The organism is Myroides fluvii (assembly GCF_009792295.1).
GTDB lineage: Bacteria > Bacteroidota > Bacteroidia > Flavobacteriales > Flavobacteriaceae > Flavobacterium > Flavobacterium fluvii_A.
The window spans coordinates 1,405,360-1,417,962 of the sequence record NZ_CP039934.1; the positions used below are offsets into that span (position 1 = coordinate 1,405,360).

Here is a 12,603-nt window from a genome sequence, read left to right on the forward strand (position 1 = left end):
TTCTTTCTTTTTTAAGGCATTCCGCGTTTTACGCGTTTTATATATTTTTTAGTTCTGTTTTTATTCTCTTCCTTTTTTACAGGAGAAATTTGAAATTGTTCTAATTCAAGAGGAATTTCACTCCCTTTTTTAGCCATGCTCTGATCCAAAACAGGGATGAATGATTGATTCAACCAATAGAATTTACTTCCATTTTGTTGGAGGGTAACAGCTTGATTTTCTTTCTGTTCTTTAATTTTATTTGCTATTATTTGAAATTGACTAAAGAAGCGTTTTAACACATTCGTATTGACCCTCTTTTCGTTTTTCCACTGTTTCAAATTTTTCTTTGCTAGCGTATCCCAAGTAGTTAAATACAAGCCCGTTTGTTGGAACAATCCAATCGCCATGGGATTTGATCGCCAGAACTTTCTGTTCATCTTATTGGGGGTAATGCTATTTCTTCTTGCTGCGGTGATATACCTGCGAATCATTTTCTTATTATTTAAATGCCCTTTCTTGAACACATTTGCATAAATACTGCGATAATAATGCTCCAATTGCTCCATTTCATTCTCATCTAGTAGCACGCCGTATTCTCTAGTTCTAGCATCAATTGTTTCCGCTGAATCAGCCATTATTCCCTCTTGCATAAAAGCGTAATTCTGATTGATCAATTGTTTGGCTATACCAATTGGCACATAGGTGTTTTCTTGTCGAAAAAAGGGTTGGTATACGGGCTTAATCTTTGTGTGAGACACGCCTAAATCACTGCTAAAAACGGCAGTAAGTGCCCGACCAATGCGCTGATTTTCAGTTGCTATATCACCAATCATTTTAGTAAGAATGCGCTGCAACAACATCGGTTTATTCTCCTCTCCTTTACGTGGAAAAATGACTGCTCCTTGATGCATACTTTGCGTTGGGAAATCCAATTGATAAACCCCTTGATCACCTTGAGATAAATCAAACGCATTGGCCTCTACTATTCCTTCGTAATCGACAAGTTTTTGTTTCTTTTTATTGGTTATTTGATTGGCCGACCTTTTGATAACCTCCTCTGCTGTTAGGACAAAGTCATTGTGTGAATCGCCATTATTAGCAGCTACTTGATAAAAAATAACACGGCTACCTGTACTGCTAATTTTTGCTGCTAACGCTTCCTGTTTAGACTGATCTTCGGCTGTCAAACGCTGTCCTACAATTACAATTAAATTGCTTTCATTTTGTTGTGTTTTGAGCAGTCGACTAACCTCATCAAACACCTCGTCTAGCGAAGTCATTTGCGTTGACATTTGCGTTGACATTTTGTTGAAACTAAGTGGTACAGCCAAGGAATTAGACCAGGTATCAAAATCGAGAAGTCGAGCGTATCGGTTGTTTGTATACCCCTTGTAAACATGATAAAAAAGAGTAGCATACGCAGCAGAATTGAAATAAGCTGAGGTAGCAAGCTGCATATTTAACCCTTGAAAAACGGTTTTTAAGGGAATTAAATGATCCGTAATTTCTTTTGATCCATCAACAAGAAGGATCAGATTTAACTTTCGATTATCTGCTACAATGTTGCGATATGTATCATAATAAACGGCTCTTCCTTCAATATTGTAAACCTTGTTTTCAGTATAGTCTAAAACCTGATCCAAATAGTTCACTTTAAAAACATCCTTACTCGGACGATAACTAATAGGATAAAGATTTCCTAAATTAAGCGTATCAAGCGCTCCATCTTCACATACAACGGGTGAAAAAACGGTTTTCATCCTATCTGTGTTTTCAAGTGCTAATTGAAAAGATTGTTCCTCAACGGAAGGTTTCAATCGAAAAGCTGTTCGTTCTCCCCATACCCCAATCATACGGGCATCTACCCAACCAAAGCGTTTATTTTCGGGATTGCCTTCTTCAATTTTAGGGGATTCACCAATAAAAATCTTTTTGTAATCTGGTGAGAACCCGTAGAAATATACAAGAGAATTAAGGGGTAATTTACCCTCAATTTTTACTTGTAGACTAGGATCTTTAAACAAGTAGATTGAATCATTTTGCATGTACTTATCCAGGGTAGTCAACACGGAGTGTTCCTGCAATGCCACTACACCTTTTAGGCGAAAACCCGTAGTTGCATCGCGTAGAGCATCCGTCCACAAAAGTAAATCATCACGCTGTACCCATCCTTTTTCTTTAATTTTTTTCTTTTCTATTTTGTTTTTTACAATACTTCCTCCTTCATATTGCGCAACTTTATAGCGATTGCCTTTTTGTTTAAGTAGGATCAAAGGAGTAAAAAAGGCGACATGCTTATCTGTTGATTTACTTCTTGCTGTGGCATACAAAGCAACATGGTCCTTTGTTCCATAAACAATCCAAGGTTTGGGCTCTTCTGAATAACCAGACAACAACGCGTGTTCTTGATGCGTTCCTACAACACAAGCAGCAGGTGTTTTGCGAACCCCTATTTTCTTTGTGGTACAACCAGATAGGATTACAAGACCACTAAGAAACATTCCCCCTATTTTTATTAAATTTTTATTCCTCATTTTTAGTTACTTACTTGAACAATACTCAGTTTTGTTACACAATTAGCCTCCTCATTAAAACCAGCTTTGACTGACTGAATCACCGCCTTTTGATCAAATCTCAATCCCATACAGTAGTAATAGAAAGAATTTCGCTTGGTCGTATTTACACTAACAACTGCGTTTTCATTCTGACATAAATAAGTGTTAACCAAATAATTATAATGATTATTAAAAGAAGCTCCATTGGCAATCTGTTGCAAGTGTTCTCTAAAATCATTGTCAATTAGCTTATATCCATCTTCCACATCTAATTCCTCATTGAGGTTTTTAAACGAGGGATAAATCTTTATCTTATGCACGACAGGATAAGCTGTTTCGTCTGTGTATAAATACACCTCAAAGTCACCAACTTGTTGATATGCATAAATAGCGAAGGGATCTTTGGCATCTATTGTTCCCGATTCACCAAACTTCCAACTAAACATCGTAGCCTTGTCAGTTACTGCGCGAAACATCACATTTTCGTACTGCATTGCTTCGGTCGGCGCATCAATTTCAGTAAAATAATCGCCGTAATTTTCTTTGGTATTCGGCTTAACTTCTATTGAAAACGCTTGAATATTCTTTTCATTAACCGTATACATAACTTGGTAGAAGCCTGGTTTTTTATAGAGGTGGAATCCCTTGTCCTCTAGAGATAAATCCCCATCGCCAAATTCCCATTTTTTAAGCGAATGAGAAGGTGGGTTTTCACTAAAATACAGGGTATCTCCGAGCTGTAATACTGTGGGGTAAACAGAAGCTTCTCCACTGAATTTAGAACTGTAAAAGTATTTTTGAAAAAAGTAAACGACTAAAAAACACAGGATGAAAGTGATGCCAATAACTAGGATCGTTCTTTCTTTATTTTTTTTTATATAACTCATTTTATCTTGTTAGTAACCTATTTCTACGTTGAATTAATTGCTGTTCTTTATCTTTAAAACCAATGGAACACTCCTCGAATTGCTTGCGGAATAACTTGATGTTTTCCTGTTTTTTCGCAATGATTTTTTTATCCTCTAAATACATTTTGTAGAAATCTCCTATTTGGTTATAAACCTCTTTACGAGGATCGAAAATCGTTGTATTCGCAAATGAATTCACCACTTGATTAATGCCGTTTACGATTTCGTTTTCTTCAATGGGTTTTGGGCTAGTAAGTGCCAGTGTATTAATCTTTTGAAAAGCCGCTACTACTAAAGGCTCTACCTTTTTTTGCTGTTCGTTAAACCTGTTTTTTTGCTCCAACATTTCAGCATCTAAGCGCGTTTCTTTGGCAAAGGGGGAATGATAGCCACTAAGGCCAATAATACCTAATAAAACTAAGGCTAAGGCAAGCATTCCGATTAAGTAAAACAATTGATAAATCTGTTCTTTTCTCGAAAGAGATTGATGGGCGTGAGTCATAACTATTTATCTTTTATTAAATTTTCGACTTGGATCATCCGTCAATTCCGTATAGACATTCTTAAAGCGGTGCATACATTCATTGAGATCGCGCAAAGCAACTGCCTCTTGGTTGTCAATTGCAATGATTTTATCTTTTAAAACCAACAAACTATCCAGTTGAGTAAACAGCAAATCATACCCCTTGAAATTTTCTTTATTTTCAAAATTCAAAAGTTTTTTTATCTCTTGTACGTCTTTCGTTATATACTGCTCTAGGAAGAGGTTGTTCTCGACTTTTCCCGTGCTTAACAAACTCATATGATAATACACCGTATCTACTTTACTCTTCAAAACATATTGCTTATTCAGCAGTGTTTTATACGCTAAAAGGTCCTTTTCTATGTGCTTATGTTGCCGATCAGAACTTTCAAAAAAGAAATAAATTCCTATAAAAAATACAAAAATCAAAATTACGAAATTCACACAAAAACAAAGCAAAGAGAAGTAAATCTGTTTGCTATTTATACTTTTCAAATACATAAAAGAATTAAAATTAGTTATTTTATTGACAATAATATAATATCCCAAAAATAGTATTAATTTTACATTCTCCAAGCTAAAAATTTCATAAATGCCTATTTACCTATCAATATGTGAATCAGATATTCATTTTAAAAACTTGTTAATTGAACATGTGGATCGAGCTTTAAATCTTGAACTAATAGATTATTACAGCAATGGTTTTGAGTTGATTAACAGGCTACAACACAAGCAGAATAATTTTCTACTGATTGATGTTTTTACCCCAATTATGACGGGTATAGAAGCTGTAAAAATTTTGCAAAAAAAACAGAATAAAACACCAATTATTATGTACACACATGTCTATCAAGCGGATATTGAAGAGCAATTAGGTTCTTATAAGCACGTGTATTACTGTCAAAAAAACAGCCAAATTATCTTCAAAATACTCACCGCACTCTTGCAAGAGAATATTTCTTTTTACAAACAACACCTCGAACAATGGAAAACGCACGACAAAGAATTTAACGATTACACGCCTAGAGAAGCGCTTGTTTACACCCCATCTTCTACGGAGTTAAAGATCATCAACTACGCTTGTAAAGGACTGACAAACAAAGAGATTGGCGAAAAGGTTCACCTCAGTGGGCGAACGATTGAATCACATATAAAAAAGCTAATCAACAAGTTTAGCGTACAAAACAAAATTCAACTCATTACCTATTGTGTAGAGCATCATTTGCACTTGTACAACTAAGTCTATATTGCTGAGCTATGCCATTAGAAAAGCATTTAGATTCCCGTAGAAAAAGGGATTTAAGACAAGATTAATAAGAAAGTAAGGGTTGTGTAGAAAAATTAAAACAAAGGCTTAAAACGCCACAAAATAAAAAAGGTGATTAACCCAATTGGTCAATCACCTTCTTAATTATAACGAATAAACTAATATTAAATATCAAATCCCATTGATACGCCAAGTTTTAAGGCAATCAATTTAGCAACTTTTGCTTTTAATTCTGGAATTTTCACCGACTCCATTACTTCATCAGTAAAAGCATACATCAACAATGCTTTGGCTTCTTTTTGTGGAATCCCTCTTTGACGCATATAGAACATTGCTTCCTCGTCTAGTTGCCCAATCGTACAACCGTGCGAACAACGTACATCATCTGCAAAAATTTCCAATTGAGGTTTTGTATATACTTGCGCTTTATCACTCAATAGGATATTGTTACTTTGTTGGAAACCATCCGTTTTTTGAGCAATTTTATCCACGTAAATCTTTCCGTTGAAAACACCAACCGAATTATCGTCATAGAGTCCTTTATAATTCTGGTGACTCTCACAGTTTGGACTGTCATGTGAAACTAACGTATAGTGATCCACGTGTTGTTTGCCTCCAATTAACGTTATCCCTTTCATTGTACTGTCTATACGCTCTCCATCTTGATAGAAATTCAAGTTGTTACGCGTCAATTTACCACCAAAAGAGAACGTGTGTACAATGACTCTACTCTCCTGTTTTTGTTTGATAAATGTATTGTCGATTAACGTACCTGTGTCTAAATCATTTTGCAATTTATAGAAATCTACAATTGCGCGTTTATGACCAAAAATCTCCGTTACCGAATTGGTAAATACGCTACATTCATCTAAACTTTGATGGCGTTCTAAAATTTGAACATGTGCATTTTCACCAACAATAACCAAATTACGAGGTTGAACTAACAATGCTTGCTCTCCTGAAGTCGATAAATAGATAATTTCTATCGGTTTAGAAACTACTGTACTCTTAGGAATATTAATAAAGGCACCTTCTACAGCATAGGCAGCATTTAAAGCGGTTAAACTATCCTCTTTATCCGCAATTGTATTATAATAGGTATCGATAATCATCTTGTACTTCGGTTTTTTCAAAGCCGAAGACATCAAGCAAACATCTAATCCATCATGTGTGGTAGACGATAAATGCGAACTAAATACACCATTGATAAAAACCAATTTATACGTATCTGAATCGCTTAAAAAGTATTGTTTTACCTCTTTATACTCTATCGCTGCTTCCTTTTTGGGAATCACACAAAAATCATTCTTTAAAATTGAATTCAATGAAGTGTATTTCCACGCTTCCTCTTTTTTTGTTGGGAATCCCTTATTTTCAAATGTCTTAAGCCCTTCCACGCGAATATTGTGCAGCGTATCATGCTCACCACTCAATTGCTGTTCAAAAGCGACAAAAGACGTTATTAATTTATCTTTAAGTTCCATATTCTGCTTTACCTTTTAGATTAAAATGACTCTGACCTGACTAAAACGCTTGTATTAAAGCGATTCTTTAATCCAGTCGTATCCTTTCTCTTCTAATTCTAAGGCTAATTCTTTTCCTCCTGTTTTTACAATCTTTCCGTCATATAAAACGTGTACAAAATCAGGCACGATATATTCTAATAAACGTTGATAGTGCGTAATTAAAATTACAGCATTGTCTTCGCTCTTCAATTTATTTACTCCATTAGCAACAATGCGCAATGCATCAATATCCAAACCAGAGTCTGTTTCATCTAAGATGGCTAATTTTGGTTCTAGCATCGCCATTTGAAAAATCTCGTTACGCTTTTTCTCCCCTCCAGAAAACCCTTCATTCAATGAACGAGATAAGAATTTTCTATCGATTTCCAATAATTCTGATTTTTCTTTGATTTTCTTCAACATTTCATTGGCTGGCATCTCTACTTCTCCTTTTGCTTTTCTAGCCTCATTAATTGCCGTTTTAATGAAATTTGTTACAGAAACCCCAGGGATTTCTATTGGATATTGAAAAGATAAAAACACGCCTTTATGTGCTCTTTCTTCAGGAGCTAATTCTCCTAACTCTTCTCCATCCAATAACATTTCACCTTCCGTTACTTCAAAAGCCTCATTTCCAGCAATCACAGAAGACAGTGTACTTTTACCAGCACCGTTAGGTCCCATAATTGCGTGAACTTCACCTGCTTTTACTTCTAAATTAATTCCTTTTAATATTTCTTTATTTTCAACACTTGCGTGTAGGTTTTTTATCTGTAACATAAACTGTTGTTATTTTAAATTTGTAATGAAAAGAATGCCTCCGTTAAAAGTGCATGGATTAACCCACACTTCCTTCTAATGAAATCTCTAATAATTTTTGTGCCTCTACAGCAAATTCCATCGGTAATTTGTTCAAAACTTCTTTAGAGAACCCATTAACAATCAAAGCAATCGCTTTTTCTGTTGAGATTCCTCTCTGATTACAATAGAAAATTTGATCTTCTCCAATTTTACTCGTTGTAGCCTCATGTTCAATTTGAGCCGTTGAATTTCTAGCCTCAATATACGGGAACGTATGTGCTCCACACTCATTCCCCATTAACAAGGAATCACATTGAGAAAAATTTCTTGCATTTTCTGCGCGTGGTCCAACTTGCACTAATCCACGGTAACTATTTTGAGATTTACCAGCAGAAATTCCTTTTGAGATAATCGTTGATCTCGTATTCTTGCCTAAGTGAATCATTTTTGTTCCTGTATCCGCTTGTTGATAATTATTCGTCACTGCAACAGAATAAAACTCTCCAACAGAATAATCTCCTTTCAAAATACACGACGGATATTTCCAAGTAACTGCAGATCCCGTTTCAACTTGAGTCCAAGAAATTTTAGCTTTGGTTTCGCAAATACCGCGTTTTGTAACAAAGTTAAAAACGCCCCCTTTTCCTTCACTGTTTCCAGGATACCAGTTTTGCACCGTTGAATACTTAATTTCAGCGTTGTCTAAAGCGATTAACTCCACCACAGCTGCGTGCAATTGATTCTCATCACGAGAAGGTGCTGTACATCCTTCTAAATACGAAACATAACTTCCTTCGTCTGCTACAACTAAGGTGCGTTCAAACTGTCCTGTTCCTGCTTGATTAATACGGAAATACGTCGATAACTCCATCGGACAACGCACTCCTTTTGGTATATAACAGAATGATCCATCAGAAAAAACAGCAGAATTCAATGCAGCATAGAAATTATCTGTTTGCGGCACTACAGTTCCTAAATATTTTTTTACTAACTCTGGATATTCTCTAATTGCTTCAGAAATAGAACAAAAAATAATTCCTTTCTCAGCTAAGGTTTCTTTAAATGTTGTTGCTACAGAAACAGAATCCATAACAATATCGATGGCAACACCCGATAAGCGTTTTTGCTCATCAATCGAAATACCCAATTTATTGAATGTTTCAAGCAATTCTGGATCTACTTCATCCAAACTCTTGTATTTATCTTTGCTTTTCGGCGCAGAATAATAAGAAATAGCTTGGAAATCAGGTTTTTCATACTGTACATTGGCCCATTCTGGTTCGACCATTTCTTTCCATATACGGAACGACTCCAGTCTCCATTCAGTCATCCACTCAGGCTCTTCTTTTTTAGCAGAAATCGCTCTGACAATGTCTTCGTTTAATCCAATAGGAAATGTTTCTGATTCTATATCTGTATAAAATCCATACTCATATTCCTTACCTTCTAATTCTTTTTTTAAATCTTCTTCTGTATACTTGCTCATATTTTGGTACTTAAAAGCAATTATTACCTGCTTCTACATTAGACTTTACTTTGTTAAAAGGGAAGAATAAATTCTTCCCTTTGTGTACTATAAAGAAAAACTTTCTCCACATCCGCAAGTTCTACTTGCGTTCGGGTTGTTAAAATAGAAACCTTTTCCGTTTAACCCTCCTGAATACTCAAGAGTTGTTCCTACTAAATACAAAAAGCTTTTTTTATCAACAGCAATTTTAACCCCGTTATCTTCAAAAACTTTGTCGTTTTCTGTAATGTCGTGGTCAAATTTTAATTGGTACGATAAGCCGGAACATCCTCCGCTTTCTACCCCTACGCGAACGTAATCTGTTGTAGAATCAAAACCTTCATCCTCCATCAAAAGAGCTACGCGTTTTCTTGCTATATCTGAAACTTTTATCATACGTTTTACTTAAAATAGATTAATTCTATACCGATGTACAAAGGTATTATAAAAAAATGGTTTCTAACACTAACTAACATATTTATAACGATTAGAAGTTTTAATACTAAAATCGATAAAATCTATTGTTCCAAACCATTTTTAATTACTTATTACGCAGTAGATTATCTAATTTACTACTGAATCAAAATCCGTTTAATATTCCAAATACATTCTTTTTCTATTTAAAAAGCTTTCGTTACAAAATTCGCATCATTTTTTTGACTGCACAAGACACAAATAAAAGAAAGGATTGAACAAATCTAAGAAAAGTCGTTTCTTCAATAATTCTTATGATTTGTCACCGCTTGAGTTAACCTAGAACGAGTTACGGAAATACAAAGATTTCTCGCTTGCTTTCACTTCAATCCAACAGACCTTGTCAAGGAACAAAAATGTCAATCCGTTTGAACAAGGCGAAGTTTTGCAAAAAAGTATTATCTCTTATATAAATTTATTACTTTGCAAGTATCATAGTAAAAACGAATACAACATGAGGTTATATAGTCTACAAAGTGGCAATTTTAAATTAGATGGCGGCGCTATGTTTGGTGTAGTTCCCAAATCCATTTGGAGTAAAACCAATCCCGCAGATTCAAACAATCAAATTGATTTAGGAGCGCGTTTATTGCTCATTGAAGAAGGCAATCGCTTACTTTTAATCGACACGGGAATGGGAACCAAACAATCGGAGAAATTTTTCGGTTATTATTCACTTTGGGGCGATCACACCCTTGAAAAATCATTAGCTACCTACGGTTTTCATCCTGATGATATTACCGATGTATTTTTGACGCACTTGCATTTTGACCATGTGGGTGGAGCGGTAAATTGGAATGCCAATCGCACAGGTTATGTCAATGCCTTTAAAAATGCGCGCTATTGGTCTAACGAAGAACATTGGCACTGGGCCACACAACCCAATGCAAGAGAAAAAGCGTCTTTCTTACCCGAAAATATACTCCCTATTCAAGAAAGTGGTGCCCTTCACTTCATCGAAAGACAAGATTCAGATCTACTCCTGCAAACGGAATTGGGATTTTCTATTTTCTTTGCAGATGGACATACCGATAAACAGATGATTCCTATTTTGGATTACAAGGGACGCAAACTAGCCTTTACTGCCGATTTATTGCCAACCGCAGGCCATATTCCCTTACCTTATGTCATGGGATATGACACTCGCCCTTTGTTAACACTAAGTGAAAAGGAAAAATTTTTAAAAATGGCTGCTGATGAAAATTGGCTTCTATTCTTAGAACATGATGCTCATAACGAAATAATTACAGTGCAACATACTGAAAAAGGAGTGCGACTAAATGAAATATATCAAGCCTCCGATATCTTAATTTAATGTTAAGCTATACGTTTTCAATCAATTAAATACTATTTTTATCGGTCTTAAACGAAATAAAAACAAATACAATGCGTTTGATTAAACCAATTTATCTTTCAGCAGCCCTAGCATTTGCTTTAGCTAGCTGTGGAGGCTCAAAAGCTATCATTCAAAAGCCAATTTCAGATGTAGATCAATTACCTACAAGAACAACTACATTACCAGAAGAACAATTGAAAAGATGGAGTCACCTAGACATCTTACGAGATACTGTACCTGGAATGTCCGTAGATCGTGCTTATGAAGAACTTTTAAAAGGTAAACCACTTCCTAAGAAAGTAGTTGTAGGAGTAATTGACTCGGGAATTGAAGTTGACCACGATGATTTGAAAGATCAAGTTTGGATCAATCCAAAGGAAATCGCTGGAAACAACATAGACGATGATAACAATGGTTATATCGACGATATCCACGGATGGAACTTCTTAGGTAAATCAGTACACGAAAATGTAGAAATGGTACGTGTAGTGAGAAGAGGAGATGATGGATCAGAACAATACAAAAGAGCGGTAAAAGAACTAGCCAAAGAAATTCAAGAAGCTAAAGAAATCCAAGTTAGAGCGGACATGTTGATGCGCGCGAACGAAAGATTAGCCACTTTCTTAGGTAAAAAAGACTATACAATCGAAGATTTGAATGCGATTGGATCAGAGGTATCGGAAGAAATAGCACATTCAACCAAAGTAATTTCAAATATCCTAAACAACGGTCGTGAGCTTTCTTGGTTAGAAACGTACAAAAACTACGGAGACAGCAAGTTGAAATACCACTTAAACGTAGATTACAACGGACGTGCACTTGTTGGTGATGATCATAGCAATATCAACGATCGCGTATATGGAGACAATGACGTAATTGGTCCAGATCGCGAAGAGGCAAAACACGGAACACACGTTTCTGGAATTATTGCACAAACTAGACACAATGATTTAGGTGGAGATGGTGTTGCTTCGGAAGTTGCAGAAATCATGGCTTTAAGAGCCGTTCCTGATGGAGACGAGTACGATAAAGATATCGCATTAGCGATTCGCTACGCTGCAGACAATGGTGCAAAAGTAATCAATGGTAGTTTCGGAAAATACTTTGAAGAAAACAGCCAATGGGTACGCGATGCCATTCAATATGCTGAATCAAGAGACGTTTTAATCGTTGTAGCAGCAGGAAATGATGCTATGGATTTAAACATCGAAGGTGGTGTAGAACGCTATCCAAATGACAACGTTAAAATGGGTCCAGAAGTAGCAAGCAACTTTTTAGTTGTTGGTGCTTTAAATCCAAAATTCGGAGAAAATATGGTGGCTACATTCTCTAACTACGGACACTATGACGTAGACGTTTTTGCTCCTGGAGTAAAAATTTACGCAACAACACCGAACAATACCTATGAATATTTACAAGGAACGTCAATGGCATCGCCAAACGTTGCTGGGGTTGCTGCTTTAGTAAGAGCTTACTACCCACAATTTACAGCGGCTGAAGTGAAAAAAATCATCATGGATTCAGGGGTGGCTGTAACTATTAACGTAATTGTTGGTGAGAAAAGAGAAGTGAGAAATTTCAACTCTATTTCGACTTCTGGAAAATTTGTCAATGCATACAATGCCTTACTTTTAGCTGAAAAATTAGCTAAGGCAAAAAAATAATCTTTTCCATTTTTTAAAGAAAATGATCCCATACTCCACAACTTAGCTATACTTTGTTGTGGAGTTTTAATTTAAACTGAG

11 protein-coding genes are annotated in these 12,603 nt (G+C 35.7%); 3 read left to right on the plus strand and 8 right to left on the minus strand.

Going from position 1 to position 12,603, the window contains the following annotated elements:
- Positions 1-11: 11 nt before the first annotated feature.
- Genes tssR through tssO form a run of 4 tightly spaced genes read right to left on the minus strand, consistent with a single transcriptional unit; the run spans position 12 to position 4,469 of the window.
- Complete coding sequence (gene tssR / locus FBR08_RS06400; protein WP_158961964.1) at positions 12-2,483, minus strand: type VI secretion system protein TssR domain-containing protein; 2,472 nt, start codon at positions 2,481-2,483, stop codon at positions 12-14.
- 35 nt (positions 2,484-2,518) lie between these two features.
- Positions 2,519-3,424 (minus strand): hypothetical protein, encoded by a 906-nt coding sequence (locus FBR08_RS06405; RefSeq protein WP_158961965.1) that lies wholly within the window; start codon positions 3,422-3,424, stop codon positions 2,519-2,521.
- A 1-nt stretch (position 3,425) separates the two neighbouring features.
- Positions 3,426-3,947, minus strand: a complete 522-nt coding sequence (locus FBR08_RS06410; RefSeq protein WP_158961966.1) for a type VI secretion system transmembrane protein TssO — start codon at positions 3,945-3,947, stop codon at positions 3,426-3,428.
- Between the two features lie 6 nt (positions 3,948-3,953).
- Positions 3,954-4,469, minus strand: a complete 516-nt coding sequence (gene tssO, locus FBR08_RS06415) for a type VI secretion system TssO (RefSeq protein WP_158964197.1) — start codon at positions 4,467-4,469, stop codon at positions 3,954-3,956.
- A gap of 91 nt (positions 4,470-4,560) precedes the next feature.
- Between tssO and FBR08_RS06420 the strand changes: the two genes are divergently transcribed.
- Positions 4,561-5,208 (plus strand): response regulator transcription factor, encoded by a 648-nt coding sequence (locus FBR08_RS06420; protein WP_158961967.1) that lies wholly within the window; start codon positions 4,561-4,563, stop codon positions 5,206-5,208.
- A gap of 191 nt (positions 5,209-5,399) precedes the next feature.
- On the opposite strand, the gene sufD is transcribed toward FBR08_RS06420, so the two are convergent.
- The 4 genes from sufD to FBR08_RS06440 all read right to left on the minus strand — a co-directional run bounded on the left by sufD (position 5,400) and on the right by FBR08_RS06440 (position 9,444).
- A complete protein-coding gene (sufD, locus tag FBR08_RS06425; RefSeq protein ID WP_158961968.1) occupies positions 5,400-6,719 on the minus strand; it encodes a Fe-S cluster assembly protein SufD in 1,320 nt (439 codons plus the stop codon).
- Between the two features lie 54 nt (positions 6,720-6,773).
- The gene (gene sufC, locus FBR08_RS06430) at positions 6,774-7,520 is read right to left on the minus strand and encodes a Fe-S cluster assembly ATPase SufC (protein WP_158961969.1); all 747 of its coding nucleotides are present in this window, start codon (positions 7,518-7,520) and stop codon (positions 6,774-6,776) included.
- Positions 7,521-7,578: 58 nt separating this feature from the next.
- Positions 7,579-9,027, minus strand: coding sequence for a Fe-S cluster assembly protein SufB (sufB, locus tag FBR08_RS06435; RefSeq protein WP_158961970.1), 1,449 nt, complete (start codon positions 9,025-9,027; stop codon positions 7,579-7,581).
- A gap of 87 nt (positions 9,028-9,114) precedes the next feature.
- Complete coding sequence (locus FBR08_RS06440; protein WP_158961971.1) at positions 9,115-9,444, minus strand: HesB/IscA family protein; 330 nt, start codon at positions 9,442-9,444, stop codon at positions 9,115-9,117.
- Positions 9,445-9,976: 532 nt separating this feature from the next.
- On the opposite strand from FBR08_RS06440, the gene FBR08_RS06445 reads away from it, so the two are divergent.
- Both FBR08_RS06445 and FBR08_RS06450 read left to right on the plus strand, forming a co-directional pair.
- Positions 9,977-10,837, plus strand: coding sequence for an MBL fold metallo-hydrolase (locus FBR08_RS06445; protein WP_158961972.1), 861 nt, complete (start codon positions 9,977-9,979; stop codon positions 10,835-10,837).
- Positions 10,838-10,908: 71 nt separating this feature from the next.
- Entirely contained in the window at positions 10,909-12,522 is a 1,614-nt protein-coding gene (locus tag FBR08_RS06450; RefSeq protein ID WP_158961973.1) for a S8 family peptidase, read from the plus strand.
- Positions 12,523-12,603: the final 81 nt, after the last annotated feature.